The 16,551-nt window shown below is 40.4% G+C and carries 29 protein-coding genes; 28 read left to right on the forward strand and 1 reads right to left on the reverse strand.

All coding sequences use genetic code 11. The annotated features are described in order from the left end of the window. Positions 1-351: 351 nt before the first annotated feature. The 21 genes from EBF12_RS09765 (at position 352) to EBF12_RS09865 (ending at position 10,797) form a co-directional block, all read left to right on the forward strand. Complete coding sequence (locus EBF12_RS09765; protein ID WP_121727474.1) at positions 352-861, forward strand: hypothetical protein; 510 nt, start codon at positions 352-354, stop codon at positions 859-861. 195 nt (positions 862-1,056) lie between these two features. Further along, the gene (locus tag EBF12_RS11175; RefSeq protein WP_157979104.1) at positions 1,057-1,212 is read left to right on the forward strand and encodes a hypothetical protein; all 156 of its coding nucleotides are present in this window, start codon (positions 1,057-1,059) and stop codon (positions 1,210-1,212) included. A gap of 106 nt (positions 1,213-1,318) precedes the next feature. Continuing rightward, complete coding sequence (locus tag EBF12_RS09770) at positions 1,319-1,735, forward strand: hypothetical protein (RefSeq protein ID WP_121727475.1); 417 nt, start codon at positions 1,319-1,321, stop codon at positions 1,733-1,735. Then, entirely contained in the window at positions 1,732-1,926 is a 195-nt protein-coding gene (locus EBF12_RS09775; RefSeq protein ID WP_121727476.1) for a hypothetical protein, read from the forward strand. The genes EBF12_RS09770 and EBF12_RS09775 overlap by 4 nt, the downstream gene beginning before the upstream one ends. A gap of 214 nt (positions 1,927-2,140) precedes the next feature. Continuing rightward, the gene (locus EBF12_RS09780) at positions 2,141-2,473 is read left to right on the forward strand and encodes an ABC transporter ATP-binding protein (RefSeq protein ID WP_121727477.1); all 333 of its coding nucleotides are present in this window, start codon (positions 2,141-2,143) and stop codon (positions 2,471-2,473) included. A gap of 172 nt (positions 2,474-2,645) precedes the next feature. Then, a complete protein-coding gene (locus tag EBF12_RS09785) occupies positions 2,646-3,143 on the forward strand; it encodes a hypothetical protein (protein WP_121727478.1) in 498 nt (165 codons plus the stop codon). 10 nt (positions 3,144-3,153) lie between these two features. Further along, complete coding sequence (locus EBF12_RS09790) at positions 3,154-3,606, forward strand: hypothetical protein (RefSeq protein WP_121727479.1); 453 nt, start codon at positions 3,154-3,156, stop codon at positions 3,604-3,606. A gap of 41 nt (positions 3,607-3,647) precedes the next feature. Next, positions 3,648-3,899 (forward strand): hypothetical protein, encoded by a 252-nt coding sequence (locus EBF12_RS09795; RefSeq protein WP_121727480.1) that lies wholly within the window; start codon positions 3,648-3,650, stop codon positions 3,897-3,899. A gap of 99 nt (positions 3,900-3,998) precedes the next feature. Beyond that, positions 3,999-4,946 carry a CRISPR-associated protein Cas4 gene (locus EBF12_RS09800; RefSeq protein WP_121727481.1) on the forward strand — a complete coding sequence of 316 codons (948 nt, stop codon included), beginning with the start codon at positions 3,999-4,001 and terminating at the stop codon, positions 4,944-4,946. A 19-nt stretch (positions 4,947-4,965) separates the two neighbouring features. After that, complete coding sequence (locus tag EBF12_RS09805) at positions 4,966-5,301, forward strand: hypothetical protein (protein WP_121727482.1); 336 nt, start codon at positions 4,966-4,968, stop codon at positions 5,299-5,301. Position 5,302: 1 nt separating this feature from the next. Next, positions 5,303-5,647: a hypothetical protein gene (locus EBF12_RS09810; RefSeq protein ID WP_121727483.1), complete on the forward strand. Its 345-nt coding sequence runs from the start codon at positions 5,303-5,305 to the stop codon at positions 5,645-5,647. A gap of 28 nt (positions 5,648-5,675) precedes the next feature. Beyond that, positions 5,676-5,969: a hypothetical protein gene (locus EBF12_RS09815; RefSeq protein WP_121727484.1), complete on the forward strand. Its 294-nt coding sequence runs from the start codon at positions 5,676-5,678 to the stop codon at positions 5,967-5,969. Between the two features lie 193 nt (positions 5,970-6,162). Further along, positions 6,163-6,453, forward strand: a complete 291-nt coding sequence (locus EBF12_RS09820; protein WP_121727485.1) for a hypothetical protein — start codon at positions 6,163-6,165, stop codon at positions 6,451-6,453. Next, positions 6,453-6,773, forward strand: a complete 321-nt coding sequence (locus tag EBF12_RS09825; protein ID WP_121727486.1) for a hypothetical protein — start codon at positions 6,453-6,455, stop codon at positions 6,771-6,773. The genes EBF12_RS09820 and EBF12_RS09825 overlap by 1 nt, the downstream gene beginning before the upstream one ends. Beyond that, positions 6,761-7,240, forward strand: a complete 480-nt coding sequence (locus tag EBF12_RS09830) for a hypothetical protein (RefSeq protein ID WP_121727487.1) — start codon at positions 6,761-6,763, stop codon at positions 7,238-7,240. Before EBF12_RS09825 ends, EBF12_RS09830 begins: the two co-directional genes overlap by 13 nt. Further along, positions 7,225-7,536: a hypothetical protein gene (locus tag EBF12_RS09835; RefSeq protein ID WP_121727488.1), complete on the forward strand. Its 312-nt coding sequence runs from the start codon at positions 7,225-7,227 to the stop codon at positions 7,534-7,536. The genes EBF12_RS09830 and EBF12_RS09835 overlap by 16 nt, the downstream gene beginning before the upstream one ends. Before the next feature lie 24 nt (positions 7,537-7,560). Further along, complete coding sequence (locus EBF12_RS12030) at positions 7,561-8,202, forward strand: hypothetical protein (RefSeq protein ID WP_244196505.1); 642 nt, start codon at positions 7,561-7,563, stop codon at positions 8,200-8,202. Positions 8,203-8,301: 99 nt separating this feature from the next. Then, positions 8,302-8,907, forward strand: coding sequence for a hypothetical protein (locus tag EBF12_RS12035; protein WP_244196506.1), 606 nt, complete (start codon positions 8,302-8,304; stop codon positions 8,905-8,907). 17 nt (positions 8,908-8,924) lie between these two features. Beyond that, positions 8,925-9,200, forward strand: coding sequence for a hypothetical protein (locus EBF12_RS09855; protein ID WP_121727490.1), 276 nt, complete (start codon positions 8,925-8,927; stop codon positions 9,198-9,200). A gap of 8 nt (positions 9,201-9,208) precedes the next feature. Beyond that, positions 9,209-9,652, forward strand: a complete 444-nt coding sequence (locus EBF12_RS09860; protein ID WP_121727491.1) for a hypothetical protein — start codon at positions 9,209-9,211, stop codon at positions 9,650-9,652. A gap of 143 nt (positions 9,653-9,795) precedes the next feature. Further along, on the forward strand, positions 9,796-10,797 hold the full coding sequence (locus tag EBF12_RS09865; RefSeq protein ID WP_121727492.1) for a recombinase RecT: 1,002 nt from the start codon (positions 9,796-9,798) through the stop codon (positions 10,795-10,797). A gap of 99 nt (positions 10,798-10,896) precedes the next feature. Here the strand turns inward: EBF12_RS09865 and EBF12_RS09870 are convergent, their stop codons facing one another. Further along, positions 10,897-11,568, reverse strand: coding sequence for an NYN domain-containing protein (locus EBF12_RS09870; protein ID WP_121727493.1), 672 nt, complete (start codon positions 11,566-11,568; stop codon positions 10,897-10,899). A gap of 878 nt (positions 11,569-12,446) precedes the next feature. Between EBF12_RS09870 and EBF12_RS09875 the strand changes: the two genes are divergently transcribed. From EBF12_RS09875 to EBF12_RS09905, 7 genes are all read left to right on the forward strand, one after another. Next, positions 12,447-12,983 (forward strand): hypothetical protein, encoded by a 537-nt coding sequence (locus EBF12_RS09875; RefSeq protein WP_121727494.1) that lies wholly within the window; start codon positions 12,447-12,449, stop codon positions 12,981-12,983. 99 nt (positions 12,984-13,082) lie between these two features. Further along, on the forward strand, positions 13,083-14,042 hold the full coding sequence (locus EBF12_RS09880) for a hypothetical protein (protein ID WP_121727495.1): 960 nt from the start codon (positions 13,083-13,085) through the stop codon (positions 14,040-14,042). Positions 14,043-14,192: 150 nt separating this feature from the next. Further along, positions 14,193-14,516, forward strand: a complete 324-nt coding sequence (locus EBF12_RS09885; protein WP_121727496.1) for a hypothetical protein — start codon at positions 14,193-14,195, stop codon at positions 14,514-14,516. Next, positions 14,503-14,865, forward strand: coding sequence for a type II toxin-antitoxin system PemK/MazF family toxin (locus EBF12_RS09890; RefSeq protein ID WP_244196508.1), 363 nt, complete (start codon positions 14,503-14,505; stop codon positions 14,863-14,865). Before EBF12_RS09885 ends, EBF12_RS09890 begins: the two co-directional genes overlap by 14 nt. 108 nt (positions 14,866-14,973) lie before the next feature. Then, positions 14,974-15,609, forward strand: a complete 636-nt coding sequence (locus EBF12_RS12040) for a hypothetical protein (protein ID WP_244196507.1) — start codon at positions 14,974-14,976, stop codon at positions 15,607-15,609. Between the two features lie 98 nt (positions 15,610-15,707). Then, on the forward strand, positions 15,708-16,028 hold the full coding sequence (locus EBF12_RS09900; RefSeq protein WP_121727498.1) for a hypothetical protein: 321 nt from the start codon (positions 15,708-15,710) through the stop codon (positions 16,026-16,028). 89 nt (positions 16,029-16,117) lie between these two features. Next, positions 16,118-16,551, forward strand: a 434-nt coding sequence (locus EBF12_RS09905) for a BspA family leucine-rich repeat surface protein (RefSeq protein WP_121727499.1), incomplete at its 3' end; no start/stop codon positions are given.

Here is a 16,551-nt window from a genome sequence, read left to right on the forward strand (position 1 = left end):
AACCCATTTTGCACTAAGTGCAATCTTGTCTCATCAACAAGTTTAGGGCAAAGGTGTAGGAAAACCTACGAGCTACTCAGAAGTAAGACTTTAAAAAAAAGTCTTACACACTACAAGATGATTCCTTGTAGGCATAAGGGTTTTTATGCCCTTTTTTTCGGTAAGTATCTTCCATAAAGGAGATTTGCTCTGTGTATTGCAAACACGCTACACAGGTATTGTATCTCCTTGGGGGATACTCTATTACAGCAAAAAAATCTCCTTTCTGGAAGGTATTTACCTTCTCGCCTTCTCTTCGGAGTGACAAAATTTTTAAATGACTGATGGCAAAGTCGAAAGAAAGGAGTGCAAATGAAAGCACAACAAATTTCAAGGACTTACGGACAAGAAAGAAGTTTAGGAGATATTCTCCTAAACAAGGAGAACAATTCAGTGTTTGCAACACTGGATTTTGGTTTCTTTGGAACCGTAACTATTGGTCTTACAAAGGACAAAGAGAATGGTGGATACACCATCACGAAGTCTTATAAGACCAAAGATGGGCAAATGTCCAGCTTTAACTTGGGAAAAACTTTCCCAGTTAAAGACAAATCGGGTAATGTCGTAGAAGGTATTACCCAAGGGCTTTTTGGGTTAATCCGTGAATATGATTCTGCAACGCAGAAAAATATCACGAAAAATAATGATGGGCTGCAAATCACAACCCATCGGCTCAAAGAGCCAAAACAGCTCGGGGACACCAACTTCTTAAAAGTTGGCTGGATAACAGGTAGATTTGCTGTTGAAAAAACAGCAAATACTGCTGCTGAACCAGTAGAAACCCCAACCATGGATATTACAGACGAAGACATTCCGTTCTAGTCTGTAATATCTCCCTCCACAAAAATCCCTCAAAATTATTTCCATAAATACTTTTGTTAATCGCCTTCATTGGCGAGGATTGCTTGTGGAAAAATTTATTCCCAAAAGGGCACAACTTTACTATGCCCTTTGGGGTGTAGGTGTCTTTTTTGGAGTAAAAAACTCTAAAGAAAAAAAAAGGAGACACCATGAAAAATGGAATCAAGCGAGATATGGCAGTTCAAGCAAACTACCGCAGGGAGATTTCTCTCCAAACGCGAGTGGTTCGTGATAGAACGAAATATACTCGTAAAGTTAAGCACAAAATTCGCTACGCGTAGTGATTTTGTGTCAGTTGAGTTGGCTTTCTAATCTTTGCAAAAGGGTTAGTTAGCCTGTAATTCCGCAAGGGAGAGTTATATTTTCCCTTGTGGAGATATGACACCTCTTTAGCGTGATTGACACTGGGAGGTGTTGTATGAATCTAGTGGAAAAAGTAGCTAAAAAATTGGCTACAAATTTGGCTAAAAAAGAAGCCAAAAAATCTGGGAAGGCAGAGAATCTTTGTTTTGCACTTATATTTGGACAAGTGAGTAGAGGTATTAATGCTTCTGCACACTTTATTCAAAGAGTGCAACAAAGATTTGAAGCGCAGGAGGAAGAGGAGTTGAGCGGAGCAATAGCAAGAGCTGTTAGAGCCACTCAACCTATGGAACAAGGCGGAAATCATATTGCAAAGCCGCAAAAATACTACGATGATATGACAAATATCATTGTTGTATTAGAGCGTGCGGGGCAATTTGGGGTAAGTCTTGTGACAACCTACAAAAGGGGGCAAGAAAATCTCATCTCTGATGATGAATTTTTTGCCCTTCAATCAAGGGGGCTTATATGAGTTTCCTTGAGATTGTAGGGATTGTAGCCTCAACCTACTTAATTGTGGGGCTTATACTTAGTGCTTTCAGCATTAAGTATGCGTTTCACAATTTTAAAGGGAAGATAGGATTTATCCGCTTCCTCAATTTTGTTGTCTCCCAGCCATTAATTTGGCTTGAGGAGATTATAGAGGGCTTAAAAAAGCCCTAGCACTTCGGTGCAATTTATTCCCAAGAGGGCTTAAGCTTTATGTCCTCTGGGACAAGAGCCTTCTTTGGAGTAGAAATACTTCTGGATTCAGTTTTTAGGTTCGCAAGGACATTTTTTTCTATTGTCCTTGTGGGCGGTGGAATCCTTGCGGAATGTTCCTATTCGTTGGAGAACGGATAGTTGATTCTGCTAGAAGGCAGAGAAAGGACATATTATGTCAGCAACTCAAATTATTCAAATGGACCTCTTTAAAGGTGAGTTTAATGGGTTCCAAGGCTATATGGAAGCCACCACGGAATATGGCACCTTGGTGTCATTAGATCAAGTAGGTAGCAAGTTTGTTGTTACCGAATATGAGCAAGGAGAAGACGACTATTCAGTCGTCTTCGATAGTTTTGCTGAGGCGCATATTGCGTTTCGGCACTGGGTGGTGAACATCACTGCCGAAATAGAATTAAAGGAGGACGGATCGATAGGTCACTATCCCCGTCCTAAAACCGAAGAAGTTCAAACAGGGGCAACTCTGTTTGACTTTTTTGGAATCTAGCAAAATCCACGCTTTTGCGTGGTTTAAAATGTTCCAACAAGGGATTTTTAAACATAAGTCCCTTGTGGGGCTTTCTTGTTTAATCAATCCCTTTATGGAGTATTTTTTACTCTGGTGTCAGATTTTTTAGGACCCGAAAGGGAATTGATTGAAACAAGAAAAGGAGTTTCAGATGGAAAAAATAAAAAATCTATTCTTCGAAATGAAGAGAGATTACGCAGAACTAAACGAAGGAAAGGTAGATGGATGGTTCTATCTATCTTTGGTCGCCGGACTAGTTCTGTCCCCAATCATTTTAGCTGGTATTCTCTATATAGAGATTCACTACTTCTTGAAGTGGAAGTGGATTCACTTTAGGGAAAAGATATCCGAGCTAAAATGGTGGATGTCTCGTAAAAAAAGCAAGCTGCTTTGGGAGTTAAAACAATTTATAAGGGAGAATATCACTTATAAATTGAGAGAACGAAGGCGAATTAAAAGAATACGCTATGTAGCTCCTACACCTGTTTCTGTTTCTGTCATCAAAAATGCAGAACCAGAAGAAAGCTCTATCAAGACTATTTCTTGGAAAGAGTGGAAAGAGAAGGTGGACGCAGAGCACGAAGACCTCGGTCATAGTGCTCAAGAAGAATACCGGCTTAGTGCGTTATACGCTGGCTGGGAAATATAGAGGAGAAAAAATGGACAAATTAACCTTAAACATTTTAAAGGAGCTAAACAGCTCCTATGGAACAGAGTGGTTATCTTTTAGCGACAAGGGCTTAACCTTGCACTATAAGGGAGCTTTAAAAGAGTTTATTGAGGAGAATGAAATTTCTTCCGAAATGGACTTCGACAGATTTTTTTGGGACTTCAGAGATGAAGTTCTAATTAAAAATGGGCTAGATGAAATTTCATTCTCCATGGGCAACGATCTCTTGTATTGTTGCGGCTTTGGGCTCACAAACGCCCCATTATTCGGATTCGGAGGTGAATTGGGTGTAGAAGATATGCCCGTTAAATATACCTTTCTGTTTTTCAACCGCTATCAGGTGGTTGATTGGGTAGAGGAGCTTCTAAAATGTGGCGAAGTCACTTTCGAAACCTTTGTGGATAACACAGAGGCATACGAAGCTTCACTAGATTTTGAATAAGGGGATTAGCCTACAAGATAGCACAAAAAAAGGAGTGCAAAGTGACAAAAAAAATAAAAGAAAGAATGAAAAATGGCGAATATGGTATCACTTCAAGTGGTATCGATTACGACATTTTTGTGAACGATGAGACTTTTTTCGTTGTTGTTTCTACTCAATGTAGAAAATTCAACGAAAAAAGCAAGCAAGTGGTTCCTGAATATCAGGAACTCACTAGTTATGTTTTTAAAGATGAAGCTTCGGCGATTCATGAGTTTGCTTCTATTTTAGAAGCAAATGGAATCAGCCTATAAGTTTGTGTCCTAAAAAGCACTGAGCAAGCCATAAGGCAGTATTTTTCTGCCTATGGCAGAAGTGCTGTCTTTTTGGCAAATTAGCCAAAAGGAGTAAAAATGGCAACAAACGAAAAATTCTTGAATTTTTTAGAGAGTGGCATCAAAGCCTTCTCTAAGGCAAATACAGAAGCGACCCTAGGGGATCGCTCCACCTATGTCGGTTCGTCCGATATAGGACAATGTCCGCGCAAGGCATATCTTACCAAAACTCAGCCCACTGAGGCTAGTTTTCAGCAAGAATTAGTGTTCTTGCGAGGACACATGGCGGAGAATGTGATCCGTTTAGGATTGCAAGGTGGAAGAGTTCCATTTGAAGAACAGGTCGAGGTGGCTGGTGAAGGTGATCATGCTTTTATTAAAACCCACATCGATTTTGTTGTTGATATGGGGCAGGAAAGTGTCGTTGTTGAGTGCAAAAGCACCAACGCGATACCAGAAACTCCATACTTAAGTTGGATTTTACAAGTCCAGCTTCAAATGGGACTTCTCCGTAAAAGTAAAAAGGTTGAGCGCGGCATTATTGCTGTAATCAACCTAAACACAGGGCTCTTAGAGGCGTTTGATATTCCTTATTCTGAGGAAATGTTTCAAATGGCACTTGATAGAGCCAAAAACTTGTGGGAAGCTTTGGAAACAAAGCAAGAGCCACAAGGGGAAGTAGGAAATCTTTGCAGTTTCTGTGCCTACAAGGCTACTTGTCATGCGCTCCACAAGGGTGCGGATAGCTTGCCTTTGGAATTAGAGCAAGATGCTCTAAGGTATGCGGAGTTGCAAAAGGCACAGAAAGATGCCCAAAAAGAGGCGGATGGGCTTAAATCTAAGCTTGTGGACTTTATGAGTGCCACAAACACGAAAAAAGTTCAGGTGCAAGATTTAAGTATTTCCTATAGCCTCATGAAAGGGCGAGTGGGAGTTGACTCTAAGGCATTAGCCGAGCAACACCCAGAGATATTTGAAACCCTCAAAACCGTAGGTAAAGACTATGGTATGTTGAGGATTTCTTAATCAAACAAAAGGAGTAAAAATGTTTGGTTTGTTAAATATTAAAAGCAAGGACATTCAAAACAATGTTCTTGCAAGTTTCAACTATTGCAAATTAAAAAATGCAATAGTTGAAAATGGTATAGCTGACGAGCTTTTTACGCACATTGGCTATGTGACTTCTAAGGAGGGTTTGCTTGCAAATGTCTACCTTTTGAAGTTGGGAAAATTAGAGTTTTTAGTCAGCGATGGCTATAAGCTCTACAAAGACAGGCTCTCTAGCGAGTCTAAGGACGAGTTCCTTAGAATTGTGAGGGAGTCTAGGGGCGTTGAGACTCTGACAAAGTCTCTGAGAGAATTAATTTTCAAGGAGGCTTAGTATGTTTGAGGACTTAATAAGAATGAGCCTTGAGGACTCTCAACGAGTTCTTTTGGCATCCATTGGAAATGGGCTATTTGAGATGTATATGTCAAGCTACGAGATCAATGATCTCGAGTTTGGCACGGAGAGGGCAGTCATCTTAACCATTGAGCAATACTTGCTCAGGGCAGACGAGAATGGCATAATCGAGCAGATTCTCCTTGATGAAGAGGTGATCAAAGAAGATCACATCTATAGAGCAGATGTCTCTATAGATGAAATGGTAAAAATGGTAGCCGAAGAAGCTACCATTTTTGTTGAGGAGTTTTGCAAGGAAGTTTCCTTGCATTACTGCACGCTGTAATGGCGCAATTGAAAAGAAAGGAGAGAATATGGGTTATCGCGCTCATATAATTAAAAATTATATAGTTGAGGTCGGTGATTGCATCGGCTTCAACCATGATATCGAGGGGTTCTCCTCTATGCTAGAAGAGCTGGAAGTCCAGCACTTCGGCGATGAGGAGCGAACCTTCGTGGAAATTGATAGGGATGATTTACTCTCCCTATCTGAAGAAAAAATTACTTCTCTGTCAAAGGAGAAGCAAGGGGCTATTCAAAGCCTTAAATCAATGGCACACGCGCTATACGCCGTCAAAAGCGGCTATGTCCGTGTCCATTGGTATTAAAAAAAATAAGTGCCTTTTGGCACTTATTGCAATAAAAAAACCTTCCATTAGGGATTCTTTTTTTCTATCCCTATGGATAGGAGAATCTCTAATGGAGTGTTTCACTCTAGTGTCAGCCCAAAGTGGGAGTCTAAATATTCCCACTTGGGATTAGGCTCCTTGTATTTTGTCTTAAATAAAAAAGGAGTAAGACATGAGAAATTTTGAGATTTACAATGCTGCAGAACTTTTTCAGGTTTGCATGAACCTCGAAAAGGATAAAGACCTCCAAGAAGTCTTTAAGAATGTAATTGCGGAAGTTTCTTCTGCAATCAAAAACAAAGAGTTGGCGGCAAAAACTGCAGCTCTCTCCGTATCTAGCTTGGCTGATGAATTTCAGCTGGCTTGCCACGGAAAAGGCGACAGCAACACAGCAAGGTTCTGTGTCAATATCGCTCAGGAAAGCCTAGAGCGATTTGCCAACTTCGACAAGGAGGCTGCATAATGGTCGCCACAAACAAAAAAATGCAGGAAGTTTGTAACTTCTTGCAACAGCATCAACACGATGCTGATGTGAAGACAGCATTTTCTGAGGCGAAAGAATTGATTGCTTCAGAAATGTTGCAAGTAAGCAGGAAAGAATTTTTCCTTAATCTCTCAATCAGGGAGATGTGCGAAGAGTGGGCTGTTGCTCGCTATTTAGCGCATTTTTCCTGCGTAGAGGGTGCAATGGAAAAATTGTTTAATTATGAGCGGACTTTAAGTCTTGCTTATAACAAAACAATCGAAAAAATGCTGGAAGGGGGTGACCTATGGACAGCATAAGGAAATATGCCAAAGCCTCAAGCGAAGACTGGATTGCGGAAGATTTTGATTCTGCAATTCAGGATGGTCTAGGGTTTTTGTGGCGGGGAGAATGGGAAAGTTTCTGCATAGAACATGCAGATTCTGAAATTCTCAAGAAAGCTTTTAAAGAAGCTAAGGCTTGTATCCTTAGGGACAAGTCCGGCTTCGTAAAAAGCTTTTTAGGTGGCAAAGATGTGTCAGAAATGGCAGTCTTTGCTAATAGATTGTTTTTCAGCAATCAGCCGTTTGTAGATGGTGTGTTTATCACTCCATACAACGGATGTGTCGATGTAGCGGAAATCCGCTATGAAGGCAAGGTTGCTGAAAAATACCCAAATGTAAAAGCAGCAATGGAGCTAGCTCACGAGATTATCGTGACAACGGCTAATGCCGCTTATGCTTTGGGAATGGAAAATCTAAAGGAGGAGCTATGCGAGAGCCTTTAGATTTTAAAGGTTGCAGCCTTTTTTGTATTGGCGAAGTCTTTTTCGATGATGTCGAATTAGATGAACCAAACAAAAAGGCGCTAGAGATCTTGGATTTTATGGAGTTTAGTGCCCATAAAGTTCAAGGTAGGGTTGGCGAAGAGATTGTCAGCGGCTATATGCTGTTTGATATGCAGCGTAAATGCTATTATGATGATGTTCTTGGCTTAGATGAGCCCTATGTCGCTCAAAGTATAGAAGCTCTCTTGGAAATGATTCCAGAGGCTTACTTTGAGGACTATGGGATAGAGTTATAAAAAAACAAAAGAAAAGGAGCAGAAATGCTAAGAAAAAATTATAACAAACTCGAGGAAATCTCGAGAGAATTTCTTTGGGCTATCGAAGCGATACCCGAAGCAAGGGAATTAAATCTTGACAAGAGATTGTCTCTTGTTGAGGTTGAGAGCGAGTTTTCCGAAGAGGAAGACAGGGGAATATTCAATGTTCTCCTCGATGGCGAAGTAGAGCTTTCTGGAAGAAAGTTCTATACAGAGTATAGCGCGCATAGCGTTATGGCTCTGTTGGAGGTCTTAAACTCTTTCTTGGAAAAAGAATTTTTTAAGAAAGAGTTTAGGTTGTTCAAAGTCGATCGCGATGTTGCTTACGACTTGAGAACACAAACACAACATAACAGACACGATGCCTGTAATATTGTGTTTGCAGAACGGTATAAGCCTATCGAGGACTATGATTTCCAGCAAGAAATCCTAGAAGCTTCAAACTACAGGCTTGGTGCTTGCCACTATGAGCTATCTGGTGGCATACTCTCCGCAGTCTATACGGATTGTGGAATCGCGGAAGTGCAAGATGTAGAGGGTGACCTCTATATTATTCACAAATGCGAAGAAACAACAGAAGAGGAGTATGTGAAAGTAAATGAAATCCTTGATGATGCTTGGATAACCAAAGGGTTTGAAATTTAGGTTGTGCCACTAGGCACTGAATATCGCCATAAGGCAGTATTTTTTCTGCCTTATGGCAGAAGTGCTGTCTTTTTGGCAAATTGTCAAAAGGAGAAAAAAATGGCAAAAGAATTAAATTACGGTCAATTTATGAAGGACCACGATATGGTTCTTTGTAACAATGTTGCGAGTTTTCCACTGGAATATGAGTTCGAAGTTCCTAAGAACTTTGAGCCATATCAATATTTTCTCACTAATTTTAGTGAGAATGATGTGGAATACTACAAGGAGACCTATGGGTTGAAGTTCGCATATTGCGAAGAACTGGATCTGTATGTTTTTTTAAACGATGTCTGTTTCGGGATGTCGTTTGAAGATGTGGTTCTAAAACCACTACCAACAATACCAACAATGGAGGACTTGGATTATTTCCGAGATCTCCTGTTGGAAGTAACTGGAGGTATGGTCGGGCTGACGACCGGCTGTATAGAATACTATGAACTAGACAAATCTGCGATAATGGACGAACCCATTCTCCTAGAATTTGCGGAAAAGTTCGTAGAGGAATTGCATAAGATCGGCTTTGAGGCGACAATCCTCAAAGATAAGCACAGCAGCAATAGGCTAGGTGCCTATTGTGCCGTTGTCTTTGGGAAGTCTGAGGCAGACTTAGTAGAACCGCTTGACTATATGTTAAGCAAGGGCTGCTACGAGTTAATGCAATAGAAACAAAAGGAGAAAAAATGAAAAAAATCATTTTAGTGAGCTTCAACAACTCTGAGAGTCTTGAATCTACACTTCGTGTGTATTCAAGCAAAGAAGAATTGCGAGAAGCGATTCAAGAGGAATTGGAAACTCTCGAATCACAATATATTGATCTTGGAGATGTCGAAGTGGCAACCCAAGATGAGATTGAGAGTTTTCTGGGCAACTTAGATGGTCTTGAAGACTATTTAAGCTTGTATAGAAGCTGTGATGGTGCTGAAAGGGCGATCACAGCAAGAGTCGTAAGACTCTAGGAGGAAGCATGTTTGTAGCATTAAAAACTTTTAAAGGAGAAGTGGTTGAATCACTCTCCTTTAAAAACTTTATCACAGCACAGAAGTATATTCTGTCTGCTGTGAATAAAGCGGCGGCTAACCAAGGCTTTGAGGAGAGCTTTTCATCTTATGATGAATGGCTTAAATCAAAAGCTAGGGCTGAGGGCAATGAGGATTATCAACTCATTACCCCAGTGCCGCTGGAAGAGTATCTCGGTTCTATTAAGATCCGAGATAAAAAAGGAGTTGAGATTGAGATTGAGAATGTCTTGACTTCCGAGACAGATGGAGATGAAGAAGTTGTTTTCGGTGGCTTTGCTACCGGGGATGGCGAGTTCATTCCATTTGAGGAGTGGAGCATGGTTTGGCACCAAGCGAATCAGTATGACCCAGAGTCATATTGGTATTACGCTAGTGAATACCAACCATAATTCACTCAAAATATTCTTAGAGGGATTCCCTTAACAATCCCTCTAAGGGATGGTTTTGGTGAATCCTTCTATAGAGTATTTAATACTCTAGCCTGTAAAATTTTAAGCCTTGCTCTAACAGGTGGCAAGCAAAAAGGATGAATATGAGCAATCAAATTCAACTTCAAAACCAAGGGCAAATTGTTGCTTCAAACGAGGCGGCAAAAGCTAAGGCTATTGAATACCTTAGCTCAATGGGGTTAAACCTGCCTCAAGGGCAGAAGGAGCAGTTCTTGGAGCTTTGCTCTGGGTTAAATCTAAATCCCTTCAAAAGGGAAATTTATGCCGTGGGGTATAAAGACAAATTTAACATCATTTTGGGATACGAAGTGTATCTCAAGAAAGCGGATATGACCGGTCGTTGTGACGGCTGGTCCGTAAGAACAGAAGGGCAAGGGGATAGTCTTAAGGCGGTGATTGAAATTCATCGCAAGGATTACAAGTACCCTTTTGTCCATGAAGTGTATCTTGCTGAATATAAGCAAGATACACAAATATGGCGATCGAAACCGATCACCATGATTAAGAAGGTAGCTGTGGCACAAGGTTTTCGCCTTGCTTTCCCTAGCGATTTTGGCGGAATGCCGCATATCGCCGAGGAATATGATCCAGAAATGGACCAGCCACAGCCACAGGCGGACCCAAAGTCTTTAACTGAGCTCAAGAGTGCTTTAGAGCCTCTTGGCGTGAAGCTGGAGATGAAGGGAGGCTCAACAGCCAAAGCAAGTGGTGCTGTTTTTAACAATAGCACTGCGCTTAAGTCACTTGGTTTTGTCTTTGACAAAGCTCAAGGGGCTTGGCTACACAACAATGTTGTCAATGACGACATTGTTGAGGCTGTTGTGGAAGAATCCACAGGGAACAATTTTGATACCTTCGACAAGCTTGAAGGCTATATCAACACCTGTGGGTTTAATATAGCTGAGGTGAAGGAAAGTGCCAATGGCATTTACTTCGCCAAGCTAGAAGTCGTGCCTGAAATACAAGCCGATTCAGGGAAACTCCCTGAAGGCGCCATTCAAAAGGGCGATTTTTTTGTTCTCAATGTGGATACTCTTTACAGAGCACACATTGGGAATAGTCAAGCAGCAGAATCTCTATTCTAGTTGCTGACAAAGGGAGAGGTGTTTATTCATCTCTCTATCAGTTTCTGGATTTTCTCAAAATCCAGTCTTTCTTAATCCAATTTTCTACATTAAGATTCTCTATATTCCTTGATCTGAAAATTTTTCCAGCAAACTTATCTCTCTGACACAATCACTATGCTTCAAAATTTTATTTCCTATCTTATATCCCTCGGCAATATCAACAACAATAACTTCTATGCCATTTGTCCTAGCACATTTTAAAGCCGGAACAATATCAGTATCCTTACAAAACACTATAATTTTATCCACAAGTCGCTTATATGAAACATGAGAAATATCTAGTCCCATAAGCATATCAACTTGTTTTTGCACTATGTTTGGTTTTCCACGATCCGTAAAGCCTTGCATTTTAAGTTCTCCAAGCCTAAGTGCAATATATGGACTAACTGATATGTCGTGCAAAAGCTTCAATATTTGCCCTCTCAGTTTTTCCATTTTTTCGTATTCTTGCAGATTTTCATCTCTAAATTTTGTAATAGCATTATAGATATGGCTATTTTTTGATGAATTTTTTAGTAAATCATTGAGCGATAATGGCTCTGCGCTATAGAAAAATGTTCTGTAAAGCTTTTCGTTCTCCTGCAAAACAGAATTGAATAATTTTAAGATATTGTCTATGTTATTGTAGTTGAAAATTATTTTTTCTCTATCTTTGTGCCTTCTTTGAATGTTTTGAATTTCTAATCTAACATTCTCCCAATCAACAAAAACAGCAACCTTTTCTTTCATTTTTTTCTCCGTAAATAAAAAAGGGCTATGCCATAATCCCCGGATTGCACCGAATTAAGTAATGTGCAATGCTTAGGGGGGGATTAAGGCATAACCCTTATGCGAAATTCTAGCAATTTAAAGTTAAAAAGAACTTAATAATCCTACATATATATATTTTACATACATTTTAAGTAAATACCACAAAACAAGCAAGACCGCTTTTTTATGCACCACAAGGCTTTTCATATTGACTTTTTTCAGCTAAGATCCAACCATAAAATTTTTATCTTCTCTTTTTCAAGAAAAGATCTATCGCCTTTCACTTTTAGTAAAGCGCGTTCCGTTCATTAGAAGCGGTAAAACATGCCAAGTAGCCCCATTATGCAAATTTGCATTTTTGTTTCTCATCAAAACAATAGGGACGGTGTAGGAAAACCTACGAGCTACCCAGTGGTAAGACCGACTTGATGTCTTACAGCTACAAGATGATAACTTGTAGATATAGGCTATCTGTCTTTACAGATATGCCCCTAGGCTTTTTATGCCTGAATTTATTGCAAACATTCCATAAAGGGATTAAAACCTAATCCCTTGTGGATTGTTTTGATTCTTTTATGGAGCGCTTGCTCCTTCCGACGGATGTCGGCACCTCTTCACACATAAAAATATCCCCCACAAACAATTAGCTCATTTTTTGCGGATTAAATTTCGTTCCAGTGTTGCCTGCTGCTAATCAGGATTAAGCCTCGGCTTTAATTTTTTTAATGAGCTATTGTTGCCTTAGTGAGAGATATTTTTTGAAGAGCTTTTCAGCCCAAGTGGGAATACATTTTATTCCCGCTTGGGAATTTTGTGTTCCTTGGATTTAGCACAAAATAAAAAAAAAGGAGTGCAAAATGAAAGTCATTAGAATTGTTGAGAAAAAAACAAAAAAAATTTCTTTTGGGAAGGTGGCATTTCCGCCCTACCAAAAGAAAAGGGCTTGTAAGGTTGAGCTTGAGCTTGGGCTTACAACTATGAGTGATGGGAGTGTCCGCTTCTCTGTATGTGGTTCTATATGGAATCACTTGCACACCGACATATACAGCGGTGGGCAGAATGATGAGACCATTAGGGCTCTCATCAAAGAAGGCGAGCTATCTGCATCGCCCCTTCTATTAGAGATACTTGAGCTATGGGATAAATACCACCTCAACGATCTTAAGCCCGGGACACCGGAGCAAGAAGAGGCGGTGCAGCAGGGCTGGGAGCTAGGAGCAATAAAAAGATTCCAAAAAGAATCTTTTTACGAGCAAGCGTGTGCTTACCTCAAAAGTGTTGGGCTTTACGAAGTCCAATATAATGGGAAGCCATATCGCTATGGCTCGGCATGGATTTACTCATCAATTCCGCCAAAGGATTTGAAGAGAATCAAAGAGATAATGGAAGGGTAACCTTTTTTTATCTCTATCAAGCCCGGCGGTGGGGATTTTTACATGTCCCCACGGGGCGTGTGATTTTCCCTTATGGTTGATAATTGTTAGGAGGTAACAATGGAATCAACAAGAGAGCAAACAGCCAACGCTCTAATGAGCCTTGGCTATAAAATCTCTCGTTCTTGGCATTTTGCCATACGGGACGAGAGAACGCCAAGCGCGTTCATTAATCAGAACGGTCATATACATGACTTTGGTTCTGATTGGCACGGGGACTTCCCCTCATTCCTAAAGGAGTTTAGAGGCTTTCACAATATTGGCGATGCCATTCGTGAAGCACAGAGGCTCTTGGGAATGGAGCGTTCCTTTAATTTTGCGGACTTTGACAAAAGTGAGCAAAAGAAAAAGGAAGGCTTCATAGATGGGAAATGGTTAGGGCAATATCGCTCTAACAGAAAAACGCACTTTGAGGCTTATTCAAAGCTTCTCAGGGCGTTAATGCCATCGGTGAAGTCAGTAGAACGAAGAAAAGAAATTGCCTTGCGGTATGATATTGGGTATCAGCCAGCAGGCAATTTCAAAGGAAAGCCCTTTCCAGAGCGGCTAATAATGCCTATTCGTGATGAAGCAGGCAGAATAATCACGCTCTGGAAGTATAACCCAACACTCGCCAAACACGAGCGGTTGCGTTATACAAAAGGGCGAAAGAGAAGCGCGTTTAATTTATCCGATCTCCTTAAATATAGAGAAGCTCCACAAGAGCCTATCTTTATATTAGAGGGTGAGAAGGATGTGATTAATGCTGTGGCGCATGGTATTCGTGCTATTACGCCCGGCAGCGCAACTTCTCTATTTGAAAAGTCCCAGTTGGGCATGTTCAAAGATCTCCGCCTAATGGTGGTTGGGGATTATGATGAAGCGGGGAAAAACTTTAATGCTGCCATAAAAAAGCAGCTTAAAGCCCACGCTAAAGTCGTGAGCGTGCTTGACTGGGAAAAGTTTCTTGAGTCAAAAGGCAGAGCAGATCTCTTGAAAAAGGGATTTGACTTGAGCGATTGGCTCGAGAAACGAAACTAGCCTTTTAAGGCTAGAAATATTCCATAAAGGGATTTCTTTTTATCCCTTTATGGGGTAGGATAAATCTCTTTCTGGAGTGTTTTCACTCTAGGGCAATTTGTCCTTGCAACATAGAAATATGTTGCTAAAAAAACAAAAAAGGAAGCGAAGATGATAGTAGCTTATTATCATCAAAATATGGTAGAATTGACAGCAGAAATCTTAAAAGGAGTGAGTATGAAAATGCCACTTGCTGTCAATAACCACAAAGAAAAAAGTCTCCAAGAGAATTATGATAGTTGCAAAAACGAATTGCGACAAATCATGATTTCTAAAAGGGGAGAGAAAGGGGAGCAAGATTTCAATGCTTTGATGAAGCGCATCGAAAACAAAGAGGCGTGGAATGAAGCCTATAAAATCTTGGCTCAAGATGAGGAATGGAACAAAGAAGAGAAATGGTTAGGAAATGTTGCGGTAAATGATGGGATTGAATAAACCCATCATTTTGCAGGGCGAAATATGGAAATGCAATTTTGATCCACAAGTTGGTTCAGAAATAGCAAAGTCTCGCCCTGCAATAGTAATTAGCTCAGACAAATTTGGTAGCTTTAGCACAAAAATTGTAGTGCCACTTACAACATGGCGCGATAAATTTGAAGGTGCTCCATTTATGGTTAGGATAGAACCTAACTTAGAAAATGGACTTAGCAACCCGTCTGCAGCTAATTGCCTGCAAGTAAAGAGTTTCGATCGATTGAGATTTGTTCGCAAATTAGGAACAATCGATAGGGAAACTCACCTAACCATATCTTTAATCCTATTTTCCTCTATTAAACCCTTCTAATTTTCTTCATCAACCCGGCGGTGTGGGAATGACATTTTGTATTCCCACACAGGGATACATGTCTTCCTACTATTTATTTTTTTTGTCTAAAAATAAAAGGAGAAGACAATGAGAGTTTTTAAAATCACAAGGTCAGAATACTCTAATCAGGAAGGATACTTTCCTCCTGAAACAAGAGTGTTTGCTAATCAATCTGAAGCTGAAGCTTACTTCAAGCTTCAGATTGAAAATAATCTTAATGCTTGGATCCTTTTGGGCACAAGCATTGAGGAAACAGAAGAGTGGCAAGAAGCCCTCTTCGAAAAAGGGGAAATACCATTCAGGTATTTCTTCGATGAGGAGCAACTCATCGTTGGCGGGGCTCTATGCCGTTGCTGTGGTGGAATCTTAAAGCCCTCTGCGGTAGAAGACTATAAATACTTCTGCCCAGAGTGTGATGAGGATTTCTACAGCTTCGAGGCTGTAGAAGCACCTCAAAAGGAGGACCACAAGATCATTGCGGCTCTGGGCTCGCTCAACTTTGTTGAGCAGACCATCTGGGTTAAAACCCCAGATGAACTAAAAAAACTCCTATGGGAGAATGTAGAATCCTCAAAAGAGGATTTGGACGACTCCTATGAGTTTGCTCTACAAGCGGAGAGCTCCGTTTTTGTTGATGAGTGTGGGGATATTGAAAGGTATCTTCCGCTGTATTCCAGCAAAGACGGAAAAGAGGAGTTTGGTGTAACAATCAAATACCTCTAAAAAGCCCCTAGTGTTTGGGAATATCGACTTAAATATTCCCAGCACGGGGTATTGAGTCTTCTCATAGGATGATTTAAAAAAGAAAAAAAGGACTGAATATGAAGCTAATCAACCTCACCCCACACAACCTCACCATTCATAATGGTGAAGGAGAATCCACAACTATCGCTCCAAGCGGTATTGTGGCAAGAGTGGCGGCAAACAAGGAAAACACATGGTGTATCGATGGTATCCCTGTGTTTAAGACAGCTTTTGGCGAGATCCAAGATCTCCCAGAAGCTCAAGAGGGTGTGATTTACATCACTTCTCTTCTAGTTGCGCAAGCAGCTAAAAGAGCTGATGTATTCAGCCCCGGAGAGCTGCTCAGAAATGAGCAGGGACAACCTATAGGTTGTTTAGGTTTAGCAAGCCATTGCTAAACCCTCTATCAGCCCGAGTTGGGGATTTTACATTCCCCACGGGATGTGTAATTTTCCCTCTTTATTCTTAGAGATAAAAAGGAGAAAAAATGAAAATTAAAGTAAAAAATAAAAATGAGCTCATAGAATTGCTTAAGACATCCGAATTAAGTGATATTGACACAAGTCTTATTACGGATATGTCCAAACTATTTTTATATTCTGGATATAAAAATAGAGATTTTAAGGGCATTGAAACTTGGGATGTAAGCAACGTAACCGACATGAGCTTTATGTTCGACTGTGCGGAACATTTTAATGCTGACATTTCAAAATGGGATGTATCAAAGGTGAAAGATATGGAGTCAATGTTTTGCGGAGCAAAAAGCTTCAACCAAAACATTTCTAGCTGGGATGTAAAAAATGTTGTTAATTTCAACAAAATGTTCTTTCGGGCTAGATCGTTCAACCAAAACCTTAGCTCTTGGGACATAAACGGCATCTCAAAAGAGATGTTTGAAGGCACGAAAATGTCTGAAAAACA

Origin of the sequence: Helicobacter labetoulli (assembly GCF_003670275.1) — a bacterium.
GTDB classification, from domain to species: domain Bacteria; phylum Campylobacterota; class Campylobacteria; order Campylobacterales; family Helicobacteraceae; genus Helicobacter_C; species Helicobacter_C labetoulli.